This is a genomic window from Enterobacter sp. NFIX59, from assembly GCF_900113755.1.
GTDB lineage: Bacteria > Pseudomonadota > Gammaproteobacteria > Enterobacterales > Enterobacteriaceae > Enterobacter > Enterobacter pseudoroggenkampii.
Genome location: NZ_FOQN01000007.1, coordinates 138,873 through 161,045, shown reverse-complemented (window position 1 = coordinate 161,045; position 22,173 = coordinate 138,873). Strand labels below are relative to the sequence as shown.

At 58.6% G+C, this 22,173-nt stretch carries 22 protein-coding genes; 8 read left to right on the top strand and 14 right to left on the bottom strand.

Features of this window, described 5'->3' with window-relative positions; all coding sequences use genetic code 11:
- Window positions 1-60: 60 nt before the first annotated feature.
- From mdcH to mdcA, 8 genes are all read right to left on the bottom strand, one after another.
- Window positions 61-957 (bottom strand): malonate decarboxylase subunit epsilon, encoded by an 897-nt coding sequence (gene mdcH / locus BM007_RS20265; RefSeq protein WP_090420673.1) that lies wholly within the window; start codon window positions 955-957, stop codon window positions 61-63.
- Complete coding sequence (locus BM007_RS20260; RefSeq protein ID WP_090420670.1) at window positions 957-1,574, bottom strand: malonate decarboxylase holo-ACP synthase; 618 nt, start codon at window positions 1,572-1,574, stop codon at window positions 957-959. The genes mdcH and BM007_RS20260 overlap by 1 nt, the downstream gene beginning before the upstream one ends.
- 2 nt (window positions 1,575-1,576) lie before the next feature.
- On the bottom strand, window positions 1,577-2,536 hold the full coding sequence (locus tag BM007_RS20255) for an AEC family transporter (RefSeq protein WP_024907941.1): 960 nt from the start codon (window positions 2,534-2,536) through the stop codon (window positions 1,577-1,579).
- 127 nt (window positions 2,537-2,663) lie between these two features.
- The gene (mdcE, locus tag BM007_RS20250) at window positions 2,664-3,464 is read right to left on the bottom strand and encodes a biotin-independent malonate decarboxylase subunit gamma (RefSeq protein WP_090420667.1); all 801 of its coding nucleotides are present in this window, start codon (window positions 3,462-3,464) and stop codon (window positions 2,664-2,666) included.
- Window positions 3,464-4,297: a biotin-independent malonate decarboxylase subunit beta gene (locus BM007_RS20245; protein WP_090420664.1), complete on the bottom strand. Its 834-nt coding sequence runs from the start codon at window positions 4,295-4,297 to the stop codon at window positions 3,464-3,466. The genes mdcE and BM007_RS20245 overlap by 1 nt, the downstream gene beginning before the upstream one ends.
- Window positions 4,290-4,589 (bottom strand): malonate decarboxylase acyl carrier protein, encoded by a 300-nt coding sequence (gene mdcC / locus BM007_RS20240; protein ID WP_090420661.1) that lies wholly within the window; start codon window positions 4,587-4,589, stop codon window positions 4,290-4,292. Before mdcC ends, BM007_RS20245 begins: the two co-directional genes overlap by 8 nt.
- A gap of 9 nt (window positions 4,590-4,598) precedes the next feature.
- Window positions 4,599-5,456, bottom strand: a complete 858-nt coding sequence (locus BM007_RS20235) for a triphosphoribosyl-dephospho-CoA synthase (protein ID WP_090420658.1) — start codon at window positions 5,454-5,456, stop codon at window positions 4,599-4,601.
- Entirely contained in the window at window positions 5,456-7,111 is a 1,656-nt protein-coding gene (mdcA, locus tag BM007_RS20230) for a malonate decarboxylase subunit alpha (protein ID WP_061716378.1), read from the bottom strand. The genes BM007_RS20235 and mdcA overlap by 1 nt, the downstream gene beginning before the upstream one ends.
- A gap of 228 nt (window positions 7,112-7,339) precedes the next feature.
- Here mdcA and BM007_RS20225 point away from each other — a divergent pair, with 228 nt between their 5' ends.
- From BM007_RS20225 to BM007_RS20215, 3 genes are read left to right on the top strand one after another with little or no spacing between them, the layout of a single operon-like run.
- The gene (locus BM007_RS20225; protein WP_024907935.1) at window positions 7,340-8,362 is read left to right on the top strand and encodes a hydrolase; all 1,023 of its coding nucleotides are present in this window, start codon (window positions 7,340-7,342) and stop codon (window positions 8,360-8,362) included.
- Window positions 8,359-8,577: a YheU family protein gene (locus BM007_RS20220; RefSeq protein WP_008503016.1), complete on the top strand. Its 219-nt coding sequence runs from the start codon at window positions 8,359-8,361 to the stop codon at window positions 8,575-8,577. Before BM007_RS20225 ends, BM007_RS20220 begins: the two co-directional genes overlap by 4 nt.
- A gap of 30 nt (window positions 8,578-8,607) precedes the next feature.
- The gene (locus BM007_RS20215) at window positions 8,608-9,477 is read left to right on the top strand and encodes a phosphoribulokinase (RefSeq protein ID WP_008503017.1); all 870 of its coding nucleotides are present in this window, start codon (window positions 8,608-8,610) and stop codon (window positions 9,475-9,477) included.
- A 66-nt stretch (window positions 9,478-9,543) separates the two neighbouring features.
- Here the strand turns inward: BM007_RS20215 and BM007_RS20210 are convergent, their stop codons facing one another.
- Window positions 9,544-9,948: an OsmC family protein gene (locus tag BM007_RS20210; protein WP_008503018.1), complete on the bottom strand. Its 405-nt coding sequence runs from the start codon at window positions 9,946-9,948 to the stop codon at window positions 9,544-9,546.
- A 311-nt stretch (window positions 9,949-10,259) separates the two neighbouring features.
- Between BM007_RS20210 and crp the strand changes: the two genes are divergently transcribed.
- Both crp and BM007_RS20200 read left to right on the top strand, forming a co-directional pair.
- Entirely contained in the window at window positions 10,260-10,892 is a 633-nt protein-coding gene (gene crp, locus BM007_RS20205; protein ID WP_000242758.1) for a cAMP-activated global transcriptional regulator CRP, read from the top strand.
- Window positions 10,893-10,949: 57 nt separating this feature from the next.
- On the top strand, window positions 10,950-13,037 hold the full coding sequence (locus BM007_RS20200) for a YccS/YhfK family putative transporter (RefSeq protein ID WP_032648358.1): 2,088 nt from the start codon (window positions 10,950-10,952) through the stop codon (window positions 13,035-13,037).
- Here the strand turns inward: BM007_RS20200 and BM007_RS20195 are convergent.
- From BM007_RS20195 to ppiA, 4 genes are all read right to left on the bottom strand, one after another.
- A complete protein-coding gene (locus tag BM007_RS20195; RefSeq protein WP_175557813.1) occupies window positions 13,034-14,254 on the bottom strand; it encodes a bifunctional acetylornithine/succinyldiaminopimelate transaminase in 1,221 nt (406 codons plus the stop codon). The two genes, BM007_RS20200 and BM007_RS20195, sit on opposite strands and share 4 nt — an antisense overlap.
- Before the next feature lie 86 nt (window positions 14,255-14,340).
- A complete protein-coding gene (pabA, locus tag BM007_RS20190; protein WP_090420651.1) occupies window positions 14,341-14,904 on the bottom strand; it encodes an aminodeoxychorismate synthase component 2 in 564 nt (187 codons plus the stop codon).
- 30 nt (window positions 14,905-14,934) lie between these two features.
- Window positions 14,935-15,519 carry a putative adenosine monophosphate-protein transferase Fic gene (locus BM007_RS20185; RefSeq protein ID WP_024907930.1) on the bottom strand — a complete coding sequence of 195 codons (585 nt, stop codon included), beginning with the start codon at window positions 15,517-15,519 and terminating at the stop codon, window positions 14,935-14,937.
- Window positions 15,520-15,624: 105 nt separating this feature from the next.
- A complete protein-coding gene (ppiA, locus tag BM007_RS20180; RefSeq protein ID WP_090420647.1) occupies window positions 15,625-16,197 on the bottom strand; it encodes a peptidylprolyl isomerase A in 573 nt (190 codons plus the stop codon).
- A gap of 278 nt (window positions 16,198-16,475) precedes the next feature.
- On the opposite strand from ppiA, the gene tsgA reads away from it, so the two are divergent.
- Window positions 16,476-17,660 carry an MFS transporter TsgA gene (tsgA, locus tag BM007_RS20175; RefSeq protein ID WP_021242206.1) on the top strand — a complete coding sequence of 395 codons (1,185 nt, stop codon included), beginning with the start codon at window positions 16,476-16,478 and terminating at the stop codon, window positions 17,658-17,660.
- A gap of 18 nt (window positions 17,661-17,678) precedes the next feature.
- Here the strand turns inward: tsgA and BM007_RS20170 are convergent, their stop codons facing one another.
- The gene (locus tag BM007_RS20170) at window positions 17,679-18,980 is read right to left on the bottom strand and encodes a cytosine deaminase (protein ID WP_090420644.1); all 1,302 of its coding nucleotides are present in this window, start codon (window positions 18,978-18,980) and stop codon (window positions 17,679-17,681) included.
- Between the two features lie 238 nt (window positions 18,981-19,218).
- On the opposite strand from BM007_RS20170, the gene nirB reads away from it, so the two are divergent.
- Together nirB and nirD are read left to right on the top strand one after the other, a co-directional pair.
- Complete coding sequence (gene nirB, locus BM007_RS20165; RefSeq protein ID WP_090420641.1) at window positions 19,219-21,762, top strand: nitrite reductase large subunit NirB; 2,544 nt, start codon at window positions 19,219-19,221, stop codon at window positions 21,760-21,762.
- The gene (nirD, locus tag BM007_RS20160; protein ID WP_032648347.1) at window positions 21,759-22,085 is read left to right on the top strand and encodes a nitrite reductase small subunit NirD; all 327 of its coding nucleotides are present in this window, start codon (window positions 21,759-21,761) and stop codon (window positions 22,083-22,085) included. Before nirB ends, nirD begins: the two co-directional genes overlap by 4 nt.
- The last annotated feature ends 88 nt before the right edge of the window (window positions 22,086-22,173 follow it).

Here is a 22,173-nt window from a genome sequence, read left to right as displayed (position 1 = left end):
CAAAACAAGGCAACCGAACCCGTAGGCCCGGTAAGGCGTAGCCGCCACCGGACTAAAAACTCACCCGCGAAGCCGACGCGCCAGATGCACCGCCACGTCCACCCCGCTGCGCTCCAGTGAAATCGTCTCTCCTTCCCACGGCGCCTGACGCGTCAGGCAGGTCAGTACGCCGCCAGGCGGCATTTCAATCGCCAGCCGGGCTTCGCGTTCATTCGCTGAAATCATCGCCTCCTGCCAGCGCACCGTACGCGCCATGTTCATCGCCAGATCGTCGGCGATCTTTTCCGGCTGCCACAGCACGCGCCCGGTGCTGCCGCTCAGATAGGCGCAGCGTGGGCGTGAAAGCGTGACGGATTTAAACGCCTCCGCCAGCTTTTGTGCCGGTTCCGCCAGCAGTTCGCAGTGGGACGGCACGCTGACCGCCAGCCGTTTGGCCTTGCTCGCCCCTTTCGCCAGCGCGCGTGCCGCCGCCTGCGCCATTCCTTGATCGGCTCCGGCAATCACGATCTGCGTTTCGGCATTCAGGTTGGCAATGTAGGTCCCGGTGCCCTGGATAAGGTCTTCCACCTGCGGCAGGGTTAAGCCCATGATGGCCGTCAGGCCGTAGCCGTGCGGGTACGCCTGCTCCATCAGGTCACCGCGCAGCGCCACCAGCCTCAGCGCGTCCGAAAAGTCCAGTGCGCCTGCGATAACCGCCGCCGGATAAGCGCCGATGGACAGCCCGCTAACGATATCCGGCGTCACGCCGCGACGCTCCAGCTCTCGCCCCCAGGCCACGCCTGAAATCAGCAGACACAGCTGGACCGCACGGGTATGGGTTAGCGCGTCTGCGCTGTCCAGCGTATCCACTTCGGCGCCAAGCACCTCTCGCGCCCGTTCCAGCTCCGTTCCCGGCAAATTTTGCAGCATACCTTCGTGCTGCGTACCCTGCCCCGGAAAGGTAAACACTATTTTCATCACTCCTCCCTGCGCCACGGATCCGCCACCAGGCGCGGTCCTCGGCGGGTTTTCAGCAGCGTTTTGCCGTCGCGCAGCCACTCTGCCAGCGCAAAGCCACCCTCGGGGGTATCCACCTGCGTATCCGCCCGACACAGCGCCCGGCTAAGCTGAGACTGCCAGCCAGCAAACGCATCAGGGGAAACGGCGTGCGGGGCGCGGATCAGCAGATCAAGATCGCTGTCGGCATGAATAACCGGAATACCGGTCGCCAGCGCGTAGCCGGTGCTGCCGGTAATGCCCCACTTCCACGGCCACGCCTGCTGAGAAAGCTGCAGCGCCACCTGAACGGGTGGCTGGGTAACAAACGGCGAGCGCAGCAGATCGGCCGCAACGCTCAGGTCTTCCGGTGAAACCACGCGTAACACGTTTTCCGGCTTCACCCACCCGGCCGCCCGCTGGTCGCGGCGCAGTCCGCGCACGCCAACGGGGATCCGGCCTTCACTGTCAACATCACGCCGCACCACCACCGGCAGGCCGGTATGCCAGGCCGCCTCCACCCAGGATTCGGTGATGCCTTCCAGCGCATCGCGCGCGGTAAGCCAGATGAGGTCGTGCGGGCGTAATGTTGTGGTCATAATTACATTCCTGAAGTCAGCGAGATAAACAGCGGCAGCGACAGGATACACAGTACGGAGCTTAACAGCAGCACGGCTTCAGCATCCGGCGACTGCACGCCAAAGCGGTTACCGAACACCACGCCGAAGAAGCCCGCAGAAAGTGCAATCATCAGGATAGCGGTGATCGCCACGGAGCCATGCAGGCCGAAGATCAGCACAATACCCCAGGCAATCGCTGGCTGAATCAGCAGCTTGGCGATGGTTGACGTAATCACCATGGTGTTGATCTGCAGCTTACGGGCAGAGAGGATCACCCCGGTCAGGAACAGCGCGGCAGCGGTGGCGGACAGCCCCAGCGGTTTAATCGCTGCAAGAACCAGTTCCGGCATTTTGATCCCGATGGCGGACAGAATCACGCCCAGCAGCGGGCCCATCACGATCGGTTTTTTAATGGAGCGCCACATCAGCACCGGCAGCATGGAGAGCGTTGAGCCGGAGTTATTCCCCTCAGCGCGCGCTTTTTCCCGCTCCAGGATCAGCAGGCAGAACGGGGTCATCAGCACCGAACCGCAGGCAATAGAGACCGCAACGGAAAGCGACGTGGACGAACCTTCACCCAGCACGCTGCCCAGAATCGGCAGGCCAAGCGCTGCATAGTTCGGTAAAGCTACCGTCAGGGTCAGCACGGCCGCGTCCTGCGGGGATTTCTTAAAGACTTTCGTGGCGAGGAAGTAGATGGCCGCATAGGTGATCCACATCGCCAGAGTGAGAACCAGAATCAGCGGCGACTGCGCCACGATGCCGGTCCACGGCGTTTGCACGGTGGCGCTAAACAGCGCGGCAGGCAGTGCAAAATCCATCACGAAGATATTGAGCAGGGATACATTTTTGTTATCGACCATCTTTGCCTTACCGGCCCAGAATCCCAGCAGCATGATGACGAAAATCGGTGCAAGAGCATGAACAATTACGTAAGTCATAAATCACCTGTAGTAAAAAAAGTTTTAGCACTGGTGCGATGTTTATTATTTTTCAGGATGCAGGCTCCCGCGCGGGCGCAGCGGGCGCGCCCACGGGGTTTGCATCTCCGGCAGGTCTTTTTTTTACTTACCAGCTGGCTCGCATACGTTCGCGTACGAGCGCCGAGCTGCGGCGGTTGTCAGCACCCAGACGGTTTTTCAGGGTGGTGTCCTGACGAGCGTCACTGATGGCCTGTTGCAGGGTGGTTTTCACCAGCGTCAGATCGTTATCGGAGGGGGCATCCGGGTTGCTGATATCCAGCAGGTTAGAGAGCAGCCCCAGCGTGGCGTAGTTGCCGATGTCGTACGCCATGGGCGGAATGGTCGCCGCCAGTTTTTCCAGCGCCTCGACGGTTCGCAGCGTGATGCGCGCCGCGGACTCTTTGCCCATCGCATGGATCAGCACGCCCTTGTCATTAAAGGCGATCAGACGGTTGGCCTGGTAGCCGTGCGCCAGGAACGCGCCGGACATTGCCTTGCCGACGATCAGCCCAATCACCGGGTGACCGGCCAGGCGCGCATTCGCATAGGCTGCCGCCGCACCGGCCAGCGCCTGATGAATACCAAACGCCTCTTCGCGACGGCCATAGGCCTGGCTTGGGACGTCGATCACCGCCACAATCGGGCGCTTCACGGCTTTATCGGCATCCGCCGCGACGGTTTCGCTGACCACTTTCGCAAGCCACCAGCCTTCCAGCAGACCAACTTCGCCCTGCGCCGCGCGCGGGAAGTGGTTGTTGGCATCCGGCACCACGGCGACAAAGCGCACCGATTCACCGTTCAGCTCGCCGTCTGCCGCCTGCACGGACGGGCACAGTCCCGCGATACGTTTGACATTCGGGGCGAGGGTTTCCAGCCAGAGCTCGCCACGGCTTTTTGAATTACTCATCATTTCACCTCCCGGGCAAAAAGCGCGTTAATCTGTTCGGCATCGGCCTGTTTGCGGGTGTCGAAATTCGTTAAACGGTTCAGGTAATCGTCGTAGTTGTCGGTGCGGTGTTTCGCCGGCACGCCTTTCGCAATCGCGTCGTTCATCGCCGCTTTCACCGCGTTTACGCCGTCGCCTACCAGCGCATCCACCAGCCCGCTTTGATAGCGCACTTCGCCGCCGGTCATGCTCCAGATAAACGGACGATCGCGGGAGTCGTACTCCTCAATGCCCGCCTCCTGCTCGATAACCTGCGGGCCGTTAAGACCAAGACGCGCTTCGCGGGTCACAATCAGGTAACTGCACAGCGCTGCCGCGATGGACATCCCGCCGAAGCAGCCCACGGTCCCGGCCACAATCCCCACCACCGGGGTGTAGCGGCGCAGGTCAACAATCGCGGCGTGGATATCGGCAATCGCCGCCAGGCCGAGGTTCGCTTCCTGCAGGCGCACGCCGCCGGTCTCGAGGCACAGCACCGCCTGCGTCGGAATGCCGTTGCGGTTATCTTCCGCCGCCAGCTCCAGCGCCGCCGCCATTTTTGCACCGGACACTTCGCCCATGCTGCCGCCCTGGAACGCGCCTTCAATCGCGACCACGACCGCAGGCTGACCGTTGATGGTTCCTTTTGCGACGACCATGCCGTCATCGGCCTGAGGAACAATCCCCTGCGGCCCAAGCCACGGAGAGATAATGCCTTCAAACGGATCCAGCAGTTCGCGGTAGCTGCCCTCGTCGAGCAGAGCCTGCGCGCGCTGGCGCGCTTTCAGTTCGATAAAGCTGTTGTCATCACGCATGGCTCACCCCCTCAAAAACCTGTTCGATGCGAATGCGGGCCACGCCCGGCGTCGCGCCGAAGTCGTGGATGGTCAACTTCCCTGCGGGCAGGCTGCTGACGGTTTGCAGACGGTTGAACAGCGCCTCCCAGCGCCCCCGGCTGTTGTCCACGGAGGTGGTGATATCAATGGTTAACGTCTGGCCCGGTTCGGCGGTGAAGAGTACCTCCATATCCCCGGAACCGACTACCCCTGCCAGCGCCCTGCCGCTCAACGCGCGGCTGGCTGGCATGGTCAATGTGATTTTTTCCATAACATCCTCTTAATGCTTTGAATTTGGCGTTTCGATGCGGTCGAGAAACAGCGTGGCGGCAAGCAGGTCGGCAGCGCCGCCCGGTGAGGCGTTGAGCGCCAGCATCTGACGGTCTAACCTGGCCAGCGCCTGCTGGCCCGCAGGCGCTGCGCTGCCGCCGGCGTTCAGCACCGCACGGGCGCCGTCCTGCATGGCGTCAAGCCCTTCCATTCCGGCACGTGACAGCACGCAGGTGTCGGTGAGTGAGGTCATGATGGCCATCAGCGCGTCGAGCCTGGCGTGCGTTTCGCTGCTGCCGTTGAGGCGGCTCAGACGAAGCTGCGGCAGCGCACGCTGCATAACGTGCGGAAACGCCTGCTGCGCCTCTTCACGCGCGCCCGGCACGCGGTAACGGTGCGTGGCGCGCAGGCCTTTACTGAACACCTTCGGCGCCGCGTCGTCCGGCAGTCTCGCCAGCTGTGCGGCGGTGCGGGCGACGTCTTGCGCCCTGGCATCACCGCCGAGCATCGCCACCGCGCTGACCAGCAATCCCAGCGCCCAAATCGCGCCGCGATGGGTGTTTACGCCTCCGGTTGCGGACATCATTTGCTGCTCGCCTTCGCGACCGAGTCGCCCGACGGTTTGCCGAAGTGCGATATCTGCCGGACGCTGCCAGCTTTGCTGCGCCAGCGCCTGAAACGTGGAGGTCAGGCTGTGCGCGGAGCGCTCCATCAGCGCAAGGGATAAATCGTGGTGCGCGCCGTTCCCCCGACTGTCCACCAGACCGGGTTTCGGGCTTAAACGTGCTTCGTCAATCAGACACTGCGTGGCGGTTCGCGCCAGCCATTCGGCACCGCCTTCAACCTGAATCTGGGGGAGAAGTTTCATTACCAGCTCCGGAATTTCGCAGGTGGGTTATACAAACCGCCGGACCATTCCACCAGGTCAGACACGCTGCCCGCAGCCAGCAGAGAGCGGGCGGCGTCAGTGCGGCGAATCCCCATATCTTCCGGATACACAACCTTGCCGCTCTGGCGCAGTTCCGCCACGCGTTTGGCGTCCACGCCCAGGCCGATGTCGGTGATCCCCGCGACGGCGGCAACCATGGCCCGACGCTCTTCCAGATCTTTCGCCCGGTAGAGGTAGGCAATCCCCTCTTCCGTCAGCACGTGCGTCACGTCATCGCCGTAAATCATCACCGGTGCCAGCGGCATGCCGGAGGCTTTCGCCACGTCTACGGCATCGAGTTTTTCCACGAAGGTTGGCTTCACGCCTGCCTGGAAGGTTTCGACCATCTGCACGACCAGCTTTTTACCGCGCTGCATCGGGTCCGGCTCGGTGATCATGTTCAGCCAGGCCGGCGTGGCGTGGCGGCGACCGTGCGGGTCATGGCCCATGTTTGGCGCACCGCCGAAGCCGGAAAGACGACCGCGGGTCACGGTTGAGGAGTTGGCGTAGCCGTCTACCTGCAGCGTAGAGCCGATAAACATATCCACCGCGTACTGACCTGCCAGCTGACAGAAGGCACGGTTGGAACGCATAGAGCCGTCGGCACCGGTAAAGAAGACGTCCGGACGAGCACGGATGTACTCTTCCATCCCCAGCTCGCCGCCGAAGCAGTGCACGCTCTCCACCCAACCGCTTTCGATGGCGGGGATCAGCGTCGGATGGGGGTTCAGCGTCCAGTGTTTACAGATTTTGCCCTTAAGGCCGAGCTGTTCGCCGTAGGTAGGCAGCAGCAGCTCGATCGCTGCGGTGTTAAAGCCGATACCGTGGTTCAGGGACTGCACCTGGTGCTCCGCGTAGATGCCTTTGATGGCCATCATCGCCATCAGGATATGTTCCTGTTTAATGAGGCGTGGGTCGCGGGTGAACAGCGGTTCGATAAAGAACGGCTTGTCGGCAACCACGACGTAATCGATCCAGGAGCCCGGGATATCCACGCGCGGCAGCTCGCATTCGTCGTCCACCAGCTCGTTCACCTGCGCGATGACGATGCCGTCGTGGAACGCAGCGGCTTCCACCAGCGCCGGGGTATCTTCGGTGCTCGCCCCGGTGTAGAGGTTGCCTTTGCGGTCGGCTTTAAAGCCGGCAATCAGCGCCACGTTGGGCGACAGGTCGACGTAGAGACGTGAGTAAAGTTCGATGTAGGTGTGAATTGCGCCGATTTCGAGCTGACCGTCTTCCAGCAGCTGGGAGATTCGCAGGCTCTGCGTCCCGGAGAAGGAGAAATCCAGCTTGCGGGCGATGCCTTTCTCGAAGATATCCAGATGCTCGCTGCGGCCGACGCTCGGCATGATCATATGCAGGTCGTGGACAATTTGCGGATTCACTTCGGCCAGCGAGCGGGAAAGGAAATCCGCCTGCTTCTGGTTGTTACCTTCCAGAACGACCTTGTCGCCAGGCGCGATCAGTTTTTCCAGCATGGCGACAAGATCGCCGGTTGGCAGTACCTTGCCCTGCACCGGTACGGACGCCAGGCGACGCGCTTTTTCGCTGCGTCGCGTGTTCCATTGCCGGGTGGGTGTTTGCCCAGATAACATTATTAACCTCCTGATTCAGCTAATCATTTTGATTTGCTTAACGTTGAGTAAAGTGTGCGCTCTGGTGAGAAAGGCATCAATTAAGCGTAGAGTGGAATCATTAGCCTGAGAGTAATAATCAAGGTAAAGATTTGTGATCGGGATCAGTTCATGTTTCGGAAAACCAGGCTAAACGGGGTACAATTCGGAAAGTACCGTAAATTTCTGACAAGAATCAGCATCGCCCTTATGACCCAAATCATTCCATCAGACTTCGACATTGCGGCCGAAGACAGCACTGAGTTCGTGCCTATGCGCGGCGTGGCCAATCGCCATTTGCAGACCATGCTGCCGCGACTGATCCGCCGCAAGGTTCAGTTCACCCCACACTGGCAGCGGCTTGACCTGCCAGACGGTGATTTTCTGGATCTCGCCTGGAGCGAAGCGCCGGAGCAGGCCCGCCATAAGCCGCGTCTGGTGGTCTTTCACGGTCTGGAAGGCAGCCTGCACAGCCCGTATGCACACGGGTTAATTGAGGCGGCAAAAGCGCGCGGCTGGCTCGGCGTGGTGATGCATTTTCGCGGCTGCAGCGGCGAACCGAATCGTCAGAAACGCATTTATCACTCGGGTGAAACCGAAGACGGAACGTGGTTTTTACACTGGCTACGGGACAACTTTGGCACCGTGCCGACCGCCGCGGTGGGCTACTCGCTGGGCGGCAATATGCTGGCCTGCCTGCTAGCCAAAGAGGGTGAAACCGTCCCGCTGGATGCCGCCGTCATTGTCTCCGCACCGTTTATGCTGGAGCAGTGCAGCTACCACATGGATAAAGGCTTTTCCCGCGTCTATCAGCGCTACCTGCTCAACCTGCTGAAGGCCAACGCGGCGCGTAAGCTGAAAGCCTATCCGGATACCCTGCCGGTCAGCCTGCGTCAGCTGAAAAAGGTGCGCCGTATTCGCGAGTTCGACGACCTGATCACCGCGAAAATCCACGGCTTCGCCGATGCGATTGACTATTATCGTCAGTGCAGCGCCATGCCGCTGCTCAGCAAGATCACGCAGCCGACGCTGATCATTCATGCCAAAGATGACCCGTTTATGGATCATCACTCGATCCCCGCTCAGGAATTCCTGCCCGACAACGTTCACTATCAGTTGACCGAGCACGGCGGCCACGTCGGGTTTATCGGCGGTACGCTGCGCCGCCCGAAAATGTGGCTTGAGACGCGTATTCCTGACTGGCTAACCCCTTATCTGGACGGTGCAAAATGATTATTCCCTGGCAGGATCTGGCTCCCGAAACGCTCGATAATCTGATTGAAAGCTTTGTATTACGCGAAGGCACCGATTATGGTGAACAGGAACGCTCGCTTGAGCAAAAGGTCAACGATGTAAAGCGCCAGCTGAAAAGCGGCGACGTGGTGCTGGTGTGGTCAGAACTGCATGAGACGGTCAATATCATGCCCCGCAACGCGTTTCACGGCTGATCTTCCACCCTTTTAAGTCAGGGAGTTGCTATGTCTGCCAGACATCCGGTTATTGCCGTTACGGGGTCGAGTGGTGCGGGAACCACCACCACCAGCCTCGCCTTTCGCAAGATTTTCGCCCAGCTGAATCTTCGTGCGGCGGAGGTCGAAGGCGACAGCTTTCACCGCTACACGCGTCCGGAGATGGATATGGCCATCCGTAAGGCGCGCGATCTGGGTAAACACATCAGCTATTTCGGCCCGGAAGCCAATGACTTCGGCCTGCTGGAACAAACCTTTATCGAGTACGGTCAGAGCGGCAAAGGGCAGTCCCGCAAGTATCTGCATACCTATGATGAAGCCGTTCCCTGGAATCAGGTGCCGGGGACGTTCACCCCGTGGCAACCTCTGCCGGAACCCACCGACGTGCTGTTTTACGAAGGATTGCACGGTGGCGTGGTCACCCCTCAACACGACGTGGCGCGCCACGTGGATCTGCTGGTCGGCGTGGTCCCTATCGTTAACCTGGAGTGGATCCAGAAGCTGACGCGCGACATGAGCGAGCGCGGCCATTCACGAGAGGCGGTGATGGACTCGGTGGTGCGCTCCATGGAAGATTACATCAACTTCCTGACGCCGCAGTTCTCCCGCACCCATATCAACTTCCAGCGCGTGCCGACGGTGGATACCTCCAACCCGTTTGCGGCCAAAAGCATCCCGTCTCTGGATGAGAGCTTTGTGGTGATCCATTTCCGCAATCTCGAAGGCATTGATTACCCCTGGCTACTGGCCATGCTGCAGGGCTCGTTTATTTCGCACATGAATACGTTAGTCGTGCCGGGCGGAAAAATGGGGCTGGCGATGGAGCTCATCATGACGCCGCTGGTGGAGCGACTGATGGAAGGGAAGCAGATTGCGTGAACATGTTCCCTCTCCCTGTGGGAGAGGGTTAGGGTGAGGGCATCAACACGCACGATGCCCCAATAATTAAGCCTCGATCACTTCATACGAATGCGTGATTTTTACCGCTTTCTCCAGCATTAACGCCACAGAGCAGTACTTCTCCGCAGACAGGTCAACCGCACGCGAGACCGCCGCGTCCTTCAACTCTTTACCGGTAACCACAAAGTGCAGATTAATATGGGTGAACAGGCGTGGCGCCTCTTCGCGACGTTCTGACGTCAGTTTCACCTCACAATCCGTCACGTCATGACGGCCTTTTTGCAGAATCGACACCACGTCAATGGCGCTGCATCCCCCTGCCGCCATCAGCACCATTTCCATTGGGCTGGGCGCTTTATCGCCGGAGTTACCGTCCATCAAAATCTGGTGCCCTGACGCGGACTCGCCCAGGAACGTTAAACCTTCAACCCATTTCACGCGCGCTTGCATATTCTTAAACTCCAACGTTGCATTTTTGGTGACAGATTACGCGTGCGTTACATTTCTCGCAATGGAAGGCGACCTGCATCATGCTGAAGCGAGACACCAGGAGACACGCGGCGAAAGCTATGCTAAAACACTCTGGATGCTACAGTAATACATTGACGTTACACATGTATGCAGAGGACATCAAACTTTACTGGCTGCGAAACGTTACGGTAGCCGACTTCCCAGGGTATGGGTAAGAATTCGATTGCAACCCCAGAGTCCGGATGCATCTGATGACTCTGGTGACAGCTTATAACAGAGGATAACAGCGCATGGTGCTTGGCAAACCGCAAACAGACCCGACTCTCGAATGGTTCTTGTCTCATTGCCACATTCATAAGTACCCATCAAAGAGCACGCTGATTCACCAGGGTGAAAAAGCGGAAACGTTGTATTACATCGTTAAAGGCTCGGTGGCAGTGCTGATCAAAGATGAAGAAGGGAAAGAGATGATCCTTTCTTATCTGAACCAGGGCGATTTCATCGGTGAACTGGGCCTGTTTGAAGAGGGCCAGGAACGTAGCGCCTGGGTTCGTGCAAAGACAGCATGTGAAGTGGCTGAAATTTCTTACAAGAAGTTCCGTCAGCTGATTCAGGTTAACCCTGACATCCTGATGCGTCTTTCTTCCCAGATGGCGCGCCGTCTGCAGGTCACCTCAGAGAAAGTGGGCAACCTCGCCTTCCTGGACGTGACTGGCCGTATCGCACAGACCCTGCTGAACCTGGCGAAACAGCCAGACGCCATGACCCACCCGGACGGCATGCAAATTAAAATTACCCGTCAGGAAATTGGTCAGATCGTCGGTTGCTCCCGTGAAACAGTGGGCCGTATCCTGAAAATGCTGGAAGATCAAAACCTGATCTCCGCCCACGGTAAAACCATCGTGGTTTACGGAACGCGTTAATTCCGCTTAAACGGCGTGCCATCGCAAGGTGTCACGCCGTTTTTGTCTCTACTCCCCATGTGGCGCAGGCTGATCTATCACCCGGAAGTTAACTACGCACTGCGACAAACGCTGGTGTTGTGTCTTCCCGTGGCCATAGGCCTGATCCTCGGACATCTTCAGCAAGGTCTGCTGTTTTCCCTCGTGCCTGCCTGCTGCAACATCGCCGGTCTGGACACGCCGCATAAGCGCTTTTTCAAACGCCTGATTATCGGCGGCTGCCTGTTTGCGGGCTGTAGCCTCGCCGTACAGCTGTTACTGGCTCGTGATATCCCGCTGCCGCTGATCCTGACCGTGCTGGCGATGACCCTCGGCGTCACGGCGGAAATCAGTTCGCTGCACGCCCGCCTGCTTCCCGCGTCGCTGATTGCGGCCATTTTCACGCTGAGCCTCGCCGGGAATATGCCGGTGTGGGAGCCGCTGCTGATCTACGCCCTGGGGACATTATGGTACGGCCTGTTTAACTGGTTCTGGTTCTGGCTGTGGCGGGAGCAGCCGCTGCGTGAATCCCTGAGCCTGCTCTATGTGCAGCTTGCGGATTACTGCGAAGCCAAATACACCCTGCTGACCCAGCATACCGATCCGGAAAAATCCTTACCGCCCCTGCTGACGCGCCAGCAGAAGGTGGTGGATCTGATAAGCCAGTGCTATCAGCAGCTGCATATGCTCGCCGCCAACAAGAACCACGAGTACAAACGGCTGCTGCGCACCTTCCAGGTCGGGCTGGATCTGCAGGAGCATATCTCCGTGAGCCTGCACCACCCGCAGGAGGTGCAAAAGCTGGTCGAGCGCAGCCACGCCGAAGCGGTGATCCGCTGGAACGCGCAGACGGTGTCCGCACGCCTGCGCGTTCTGGCCGATGATATTCTCTATCACCGCTACCCGACGCGCTTTAACATGGATAAGCAACTGGGCGCGCTGGAGAAAATCGCTCGTCAGCATCCGGATAACCCCGTCGGCCAGTTTGCCGCCTGGCACTTCAGCCGTATCGCCCGCGTGTTGCGCACGCAGCGCCCGCTTTATCCCCGCGACCTGATGGCGGATAAGCAGAAACGGCTGCCGCTATTGCCCGCGCTCAAAAGCTACCTTTCTCTTAAATCGTCCGCCCTGCGCAACGCCGCACGTATTAGCGTGATGCTCAGTACCGCCAGCCTGATGGGCATGGCGCTGCATCTGCCGAAACCCTACTGGATATTAATGACCGTGCTGTTTGTCACTCAGAACGGCTACGGCGCCACGCGGGTGCGTATTCTGCATCGGGCGGGCGGAACGATGGCCGGGCTGATCATTGCGGGCGTGACGCTGCACTTCCACGTGCCGGAAGGCTACACCCTGGCAGGGATGCTGGCGATCACGCTGGTGAGCTACCTGATTATCCGCAAAAACTACGGCTGGGCGATGGTGGGCTTCACGGTGACGGCGGTATACACCCTGCAGCTACTCACGCTCAATGGCGAACAGTTTATTGTCGCCAGGCTGATCGATACCCTGATCGGCTGCCTGATTGCCTTCGGCGGTATGGTCTGGCTCTGGCCGCAGTGGCAAAGCGGACTGCTGCGCCAGAATGCCCACGACGCGCTGGAGGCCGACCAGCAGGCCATTCGCCTGATCCTGAGCGACGACCCGCAGCCCTCTCCGCTGGCTTATCAGCGCATGAAGGTCAACCAGGCTCACAACGCCCTGTTCAACTCACTCAACCAGGCAATGCAGGAGCCGGGCTTTAACTCGCACTATCTGGCAGACATGAAGCTCTGGGTGACGCACAGCCAGTTTATCGTCGAGCATATTAACGCCATGACCACGCTGGCGCGCGAGCACACGATGCTGACGCCGGATCTGGCGCAGCGCTACCTGCAGTCGTGTGAAATTGCGCTGCAGCGCTGTCAGCAGCGTCTGGAATATGACTCGCCGGGTGAGTCGGGAGATTCGAACATTCTGGAAGCGCCGGAAACGTTAACCCACGGGCCAATGAGCACCCTGGAGCAGCATTTGCAGCGCGTACTGGGGCATCTGAACACCATGCACACCATTTCTTCGGTGGCATGGCGTCAGCGTCCGCATCACGGGATTTGGCTAACCCGCAGGTTGAAGCGGACGGCGTATTAACCTTTTACGATCTTCGCGACCGCGGCGGCAAAGCGGGTTAACCCGTCTTCGATGTCTTTATCTTCCACCACCAGCGACGGCGCAAAGCGCATCACGTCCGGCCCGGCGTTCAGCACCATCACCCCTTCGCGAGCGGCGGCATGCAGGAAATCACGCGCGCGTCCCTTGTACTGCGGCTTCAGCTCAGCGCCAATCAGCAGTCCCATCCCGCGGATCTCGCTGAACACGTCGTACTGCTCGTCAATCTTTTGCAGGTGTTTTACGAACAGCTCGCGCTTCGCGCTAACGCCGTTCAACACCTCCGGCGTGTTGATGATGTCGAACGCGGCGCCCGCTACGGCGCTCGCCAGCGGGTTACCGCCGTAGGTAGAGCCGTGAGAGCCAACGTGGAACGCGGAGGCGATCTCCTGCGTCGTCAGTACCGCACTCACCGGGAAACCGCCGCCGAGCGCTTTCGCGCTGGTCAGAATATCCGGCGTCACGCCGTAGTGCATATAGGCGAACAGATCGCCGGTACGCCCCATTCCGCACTGCACTTCATCAAAGACCAGCAGCGCCTGATGCTCGTCGCACAGTTCGCGCAGTCCTTTCAGGAATTCCGGGGTTGCCGCCGTCACGCCGCCTTCACCCTGGATCGGCTCAACGACTATCGCGCAGGTATGGTCGTCCATCACCGCCTTCACCGCGTGCAGATCGTTAAACGGCACGTGGACGATATCAGCCGGTTTCGGGCCAAACCCGTCGGAATACTTCGGCTGGCCGCCAACGGAGACGGTAAAGAAGGAGCGTCCGTGGAAGGCATTGTGGAAGGCGATGATTTTGGTTTTGTACGGGCTGTGGCGCGTTGTGGCGTAGTAGCGCGCCAGCTTAAAGGCGGTTTCGTTGGCTTCGGTGCCGGAGTTCATAAACAGCACGCGCTCGGCGAAGGTGGCATCGATGATCTTACGTCCCAGGCGCAGCGCCGGTTCGTTGGTGAACACGTTGCTGGTGTGCCACAGGGTTTCGCCCTGGGTTTTTAGCGCCTCAACCAGCGCGGGATGGCAATGACCCAGCGCCGTGACCGCAATACCGCCCGCGAAATCCACATACTCTTTACCCTGCTGATCCCAGACGCGGCTGCCCTTTCCCTTCACTGGGATAAACTCAGCCGGTGCATAAATCGGCAGGATCACTTTATCGAAAGTCGCGCGGGTAATTGCTGGTTGTTCAGTTGCCATGTCATGCCCATCCATTTTATGTCACATTGATTGTGAAAATATAATCACAAAATATGCATAAAAAATCACAGCAAGGCAACAGTTATTCAGCGATGGAGGAAATTTGCCAGCAGCGCATGGCCCTGCTCGCTGAGGATGCTTTCCGGGTGGAACTGCACGCCTTCGAGGTCCCATTCGCGGTGACGAATCCCCATGATCTCCTGCGTATCGCTCCAGGCCGTCACCTCAAAGCAGTCGGGCAGCGTCGGCGGGTCAATGACCAGGGAATGGTAGCGCGTCACGGTTAACGGATTATTGAGCCCCGTGAACACTCCGGTGCCCGTGTGGGTGACCGGCGAGGTTTTACCGTGCATCACTTTGGCGGCGCGCACGATGGTGGCACCAAACACCTGGGCAATCGCCTGATGGCCCAGACAGACGCCCAGGATCGGCAGCCTGCCGGCATAGTGCTGGATCACATCCAGAGAAATACCCGACTCCGAGGGCGTACACGGCCCCGGAGAAATCACGATTTTCTGTGGAGCCAGCGTCTCGATATCGGCGAGATCGATCTCGTCGTTGCGACGAACAACCACCTCGGCACCCAGTTCGCAAAAATACTGGTAAAGGTTCCAGGTGAAGGAATCGTAGTTATCAATCATCAGAATCATGGCGGCTCCCGAAAAAAATGCCGCCCTATTCTACTCGGATTCCCGCGCTTCGCTCACTACTTTGGCAAAGATAGCGTTCAGCGCGGATAAATCACCCGTTGCGCCGCTGCGGTTAGCCGCCACCCACTGCTCGGGATCGATATCGCGCCAGTCCAGCGCGTAGCCTGCATGGAGCGCCAATTGCTCGAAGAACACGCGTTGGGCAATACCGTTGCCGCGCATGAAGGGATGCAGCATGTTGATTTCGCAGTAATAGTGGCTAACCCGGTCAACAAACGCCGCTTTCTCAAGACCCACAAGATATTTTTCGCTTTCCAGCGCCGCCATCAGCTCGTTACCCATCTTTTCGATGTATTCGAAATGGCAGAACGGAATGTCACCCTTGAAAATATCGTCGGTACGGAGTTCGCCTGCCCGCTTCATCTCGCTGCGGTACAGATGACGATGAATAAGGCACAGATGGGGCAACCCGGGCGCGGAAGGCCCAAGCTCCAGCGTCTCAATGTGGGGTTCCGAGGGACCATTACCTTTTTCAAGGAGACAACTGGCCTGTAAATTGACGTTACGCTGCTGTTCCCAGAGACGGGATTTTTGCTTGTCGGTGAGTTTTTTCACTTAACGCCTCCCTGAATAGTCCGTTTGCCACAAGTATAAGCAGCAAAACGCGCTTTCGCAGGGAGGGCGACATCACGCGGGCAGGAGAGCCCGCGTTCAGAAGAATTACGGCAGAACTTTTGCGGAGAGGATAACCACCGGTTTTGACGGCACATTCTGATACGGACCGACGTCGTGAGTAGGCACCTGAGAAATTTTGTCAGCCACGTCCATCCCTTGCACGATTTTACCGAACACCGCATAGCCGAAGTCACGCTGACCGTGGTCGAGGAAGGCGTTATCCGCCACGTTGAGGAAGAACTGGCTGGTCGCGCTATCTTTGTCTGCGGTACGCGCCATGGAGATGGTGCCGCGCTTGTTCAGCAGGCCGTTGTCCGCTTCGTTTTTAATAGGCGGGTTCGGCTGCTTCTGCTGCATCTGCTCGTTGAAGCCGCCGCCCTGCACCATAAAGCCAGGGATCACGCGGTGGAAGGTGGTGTTGTTATAGAAACCACTGTTCACGTAGTCGAGGAAGTTTTTCACAGAAACCGGAGCTTTCTGGCTATTCAGTTCCAGCTCAATGTTCCCGGCGGAGGTGGTCAGCAGAACGTGAGGATCCCCTTTGGCTGCCAGCGCAGCAGGGGAAACGGCAGAAAGAGCAAACACAGCTGCGACAGCCGCCAGTGTTGATTTGAGCATGAGAATTCCTTAACAAAGCGCAGTATAAAAAGCGAATGGCTTGATTCTAAAGAGCAGTATGAACGGAGACCAGCCTTTTACCTAATTTTACGAAATTGAAACAGTTGTAACCACGCAAACGGTTGGCTTTAGCACCATTTTGTGTGATCAGGATCACACAAAAACATGCAATGAAGTTCTAATTTCTCTTAAAAGATATGAATAGATCACTTTAATGTCTAAAATCTGCCCGCTCTCAGCGCCCCCTGGGCGCTTTTCTTTTTCTGAACAGGCCAGACATGACTAACAGCAATCGCATCAAGCTCACATGGATCAGCTTCTTCTCCTACGCCCTGACCGGCGCGTTGGTGATCGTCACCGGGATGGTGATGGGAAATATCGCAGACTACTTCCAGCTGCCCGTTTCCAGCATGAGTAATACCTTCACCTTCCTCAACGCAGGGATCCTGATCTCTATCTTCCTGAATGCCTGGCTGATGGAAATCGTCCCGCTGAAAACCCAGCTGCGTTTTGGCTTTGTGCTGATGGTCGCCGCCGTGGCTGGCCTGATGCTAAGCCACAGCATCGCGCTGTTCTCCGCCGCGATGTTCGTGCTTGGTCTGGTCAGCGGGATCACCATGTCGATCGGTACGTTCCTGATTACCCATATGTATGAAGGCCGCCAGCGCGGCGCGCGCCTGCTGTTTACCGACTCCTTCTTCAGCATGGCCGGAATGATCTTCCCGATGGTCGCGGCCGTTCTACTGGCGCGCAGCATCGAGTGGTACTGGGTCTATGCCTGCATTGGGCTGGTCTACGTTGCCATCTTCATTCTGACCTTCGGCTGCGAGTTCCCGGTGCTGGGCAAGAAAGCGCAAACCACCGCAGAACCCGTCGCGAAAGAGAAGTGGGGCATCGGCGTGCTGTTCCTCTCCATCGCCGCCCTGTGCTATATCCTGGGGCAGCTGGGCTTTATCTCCTGGGTACCGGAATACGCCAAAGGTCTGGGCATGAGCCTGAACGATGCGGGTAAACTGGTGAGCGATTTCTGGATGTCTTACATGTTCGGCATGTGGGCATTTAGCTTCATCCTGCGCTTCTTCGACCTGCAGCGCATTCTGACCGTGCTGGCAGGTCTGGCGACCGTGCTGATGTACCTGTTCATCAACGGTTCACCAGAACATATGCCGTGGTTCATTCTGACCCTGGGTTTCTTCTCCAGCGCGATCTACACCTCGATCATCACCCTGGGCTCTCTGCAGACCAAAGTGGCCTCGCCGAAGCTGGTTAACTTCGTTCTGACCTGCGGCACCATCGGCACCATGCTGACCTTCGTGGTGACGGGCCCGATCGTTGCCCACAGCGGCCCGCTGGCCGCGCTGCATACCGCGAACGGTCTGTACGCCGTGGTGTTCATCATGTGCTTCATCCTGGGCTTTGTGACCCGCCACCGCCAGCACAACGCGGCAGCGGCATCGCACTAAACCCTGCGCCCCTTTGCATTACGCAGAGGGGCTGTTTCTGGCGAAACTCACCTCTTCTCCCCCGACGTCCGTCTGGATCCAGGTCTGCGCCAGCTGCGTCGTAGCGATCACGCGTCCCTGACGAATCGACCAGCGCACCGGCACCTGGCAGCGCACCGCTTCAAACCCGCTCTCCGCAGGCAAAATAATCAGGTTTGCCGGGTTTCCGGTTTCAATGCCGTAATCGCTCAGGCCAAAGGTCCGGGCGCTGTTGTGGGTGATGAGATTCAGGCCATTGTCGATTTGCGGGTAGCCCATCATCTGACAGACGTGCAGCCCCATATGCAGCACCTGCAGCATGTTGCCGGTGCCGAGCGGGTACCACGGGTCGAAGACGTCGTCGTGACCGAAGCAGACGTTAATGCCCGCCTCCTGCAGCTCTTTCACCCGGGTGATGCCGCGACGCTTCGGATAGTCATCAAAGCGCCCCTGCAGGTGGATGTTGACCAGCGGGTTCGCGACGAAGTTAATCCCCGACATTTTCAGCAGGCGGAAGAGCCGCGAGGTGTAAGCGCCGTTATAGGAGTGCATGGCGGTGGTGTGGCTGGCCGTCACGCGCGGCCCAATACCGGCCTCATACGCCAGCGCGGCCACCGTCTCGACAAACCGCGACTGTTCGTCGTCAATTTCGTCGCAGTGAATATCCAGCGGACGGTCATACTTCTTCGCCAGCTCGAAAGCGATGTGCAGCGACTGGACGCCATATTCCCGGGTAAATTCGAAGTGTGGGATCGCCCCCACCACGTCGGCGCCCAGCTTTAACGCCTCTTCCAGCAGCGCCGCGCCGTTCGGATAAGAGAGAATACCTTCCTGCGGGAACGCGACGATTTGCATAGTTACCCACGGCGCCACCTCCTGCTTCACCTCCAGCATCGCCTTCAGGGCGGTCAGCGTCGGGTCGGAGACATCCACATGGGTGCGAACAAACTGAATGCCGTTGGCAATTTGCCACTTCAGCGTTTTCCAGGCTCGCGCTTTAACGTCCTCATGACTGAGCAACGCCTTGCGCTCAGCCCAGCGCTCGATGCCTTCGAACAGCGTGCCGGACTGGTTCCAGTTCGGCTCACCCGCCGTCTGGGTGGTATCAAGATGGATGTGCGGCTCGATGAACGGCGGAATAGCCAGCCCACCGCGCGCGTTCAGTACTTCATAACTTTCGGCATGGGTGTCGTCCATCGGGGTGATGTCACCAAATCGCCCGTTCTCAATGGCGAGCTGCCACAGCCCTTCCCGACCCGGTAAACGAACATTCTGAACAAGCCATAACGGTGCTGTAGACATACCTTCCCCTAAAAAACGCCGCTGATATTCAGGCGTATCGTTTTTTGCAAAATCGCCCCTGAGTTGTACACAAATTCAACGAACACGAAAAGCCTTCGATTTCCACTACTTATAAAAATCCTGACAAATCAGTCATATACCACCTAAGGAGTAGGCGAAGACGTATTTGATTTGCATCAATAAGCGCCCCTGCTGAATCGTTAAGGTAGGCAATAATAGAAAAGAAATCGAGGCAATAATGAGCAAAGTCAGACTCGCTATCATCGGTAACGGCATGGTCGGCCACCGCTTTATCGAGGATCTTCTCGATAAGGCCGATGCTGAGCAGTTCGATATTACCGTGTTCTGTGAAGAACCCCGCAAGGCGTACGACCGTGTGCACCTCTCTTCCTACTTCTCCCATCATACCGCCGAAGAGCTCTCTCTGGTGCGGGAAGGTTTCTACGAGAAGCATGGCGTAAAGGTGCTGGTGGGCGAACGCGCTATCACCATCAACCGTCAGGAAAAAGTGATCCACTCCAGCGCCGGGCGTACGGTTTTTTACGACAAGCTGATCATGGCGACGGGCTCCTATCCGTGGATCCCGCCGATTAAAGGCTCGGAAACGCAGGATTGCTTCGTCTACCGTACCATTGAAGACCTCAACGCCATTGAGTCCTGCGCACGCCGCAGCAAGCGCGGTGCGGTGGTCGGCGGCGGTCTGCTGGGCCTGGAAGCGGCTGGCGCGCTGAAAAACCTCGGCGTTGAAACCCACGTCATCGAATTTGCCCCGATGCTGATGGCCGAACAGCTGGACCACATGGGCGGTGACCAGCTGCGTCGTAAAATCGAGAGCATGGGCGTGAAGGTTCACACCAGCAAGAACACCAAAGAGATTGTCCAGGAAGGCACCGAAGCACGCAAAACCATGCGCTTTGCCGACGGCAGCGAGCTGGAAGTGGACTTCATCGTCTTCTCCACCGGTATTCGTCCGCGCGACAAGCTGGCGACCCAGTGCGGGCTGGCCGTAGCGCAGCGCGGCGGGATCATGATTAACGACGCCTGCCAGACCTCCGATCCGGATATCTACGCCATCGGCGAATGCGCCAGCTGGAACAACCGCGTATACGGTCTGGTGGCGCCGGGCTACAAAATGGCGCAGGTCGCCGTGGACCATATCCTCGGCAGCGAAAACGCCTTCACCGGCGCAGACATGAGCGCCAAGCTGAAGCTGCTGGGCGTGGACGTAGGCGGTATTGGCGATGCGCACGGCCGCACCCCGAATTCCCGCAGCTATGTCTATCTCGACGAAAGCAAAGAGGTCTACAAACGCCTCATCGTCAGCCAGGACAACAAAACCCTGCTCGGCGCGGTGCTGGTGGGCGACACCAGCGACTTCGGCAACCTGCTCCAGCTGGTGCTGAACGCCATGGAGCTGCCGGAAAACCCGGACGCGCTGATCCTCCCGGCGCACGCCTCCAGCGGCAAGCCGTCCATCGGCGTGGATAAACTGCCGGACAGCGCGCAGATTTGCTCCTGCTTCGACGTCACCAAAGGCATGCTGATCTCTGCCATCAACAAAGGGTGCCACACCGTGGCGGCGCTGAAAGCGGAAACCAAAGCCGGTACTGGCTGCGGCGGCTGTATTCCGCTGGTCACTCAGGTGCTGAACGCCGAGCTGGCGAAACAGGGCATCGAAGTGAACAACAACCTGTGCGAGCACTTCACGTATTCTCGCCAGGAGCTGTATCACCTGATCCGCGTGGAAGGCATCAAGTCCTTCGATGAACTGCTGGCGAAGCACGGCCAGGGCTACGGCTGTGAAGTGTGTAAACCGACCGTCGGCTCCCTGCTGGCCTCCTGCTGGAACGAATACGTGCTCCAGCCGGAGCACACGCCGCTGCAGGACACCAACGACAACTTCCTGGCCAACATTCAGAAAGACGGCACCTACTCCGTTATCCCACGTTCCGCCGGTGGCGAAATCACGCCGGAAGGGCTGGTCGCGGTGGGCCGTATAGCCCGTGAATTTAACCTTTACACCAAAATTACCGGCTCCCAGCGTATCGGCCTGTTCGGCGCGCAGAAGGACGACCTGCCGGAAATCTGGCGTCAGCTGATTGAAGCGGGCTTCGAAACCGGCCACGCGTACGCCAAAGCGCTGCGCATGGCGAAAACCTGCGTGGGCAGCACCTGGTGCCGCTACGGCGTGGGCGACAGCGTGGGCTTCGGCGTGGAGCTGGAAAACCGCTACAAAGGCATCCGTACCCCGCACAAAATGAAGTTTGGTGTCTCCGGCTGCACCCGCGAATGTGCGGAAGCGCAGGGTAAAGACGTGGGTATTATTGCCACCGAGAAAGGCTGGAACCTGTATGTGTGCGGCAACGGCGGGATGAAACCGCGCCATGCGGACCTGCTGGCGGCGGATCTCGATCGCGACACGCTGATTCAGTATCTCGACCGCTTCATGATGTTCTACATCCGTACCGCCGATAAGCTGACCCGTACCGCCTCCTGGCTCGATAACCTCGAGGGCGGCATCGACTACCTGAAATCGGTCATCATCGACGACAAGCTGGGCCTGAACGAGCATCTGGAAGCGGAAATGGCGCGCCTGCGCGAGGCGGTGATCTGCGAGTGGACGGAAACCGTCAACACCCCGGCGGCACAGACGCGCTTCAAACACTTTATCAACAGCACCCAGCGCGACCCAAACGTACAGGTTGTGCCGGAGCGCGAACAGCATCGTCCGGCGACGCCGTATGAACGTATTCCGGTCACGCTGGTGGAGGAAAACGCATGAGCCAGTGGGTAAACATCTGCAATATTAACGACATTCTCCCCGCAACCGGCGTCTGTGCGCTGCTGGGCAACGAGCAGGTGGCGATTTTCCGCCCTCGTCACGATGAACAGGTTTTTGCCATCAGCAATATCGACCCGTTCTTCGAGGCCAGCGTGCTCTCCCGCGGACTGATTGCCGAGCACCAGGGTGAACTGTGGGTCGCCAGCCCGTTGAAAAAGCAGCGTTTCCGCTTAAGCGACGGGTATTGCATGGAAGATGAGAGCCGCTCTGTGAAGCACTACGACGTCCGCGTGAAGGACGGTAAGGTGCAGCTGAAAGGCTAATCCCCCGCCCTTTTAGGGATAACGGCAGGAAAGTCGTATGTTCTGTACGATCCCTGCTGTTATCCTGACGTCAATTCTTACCCCCTCC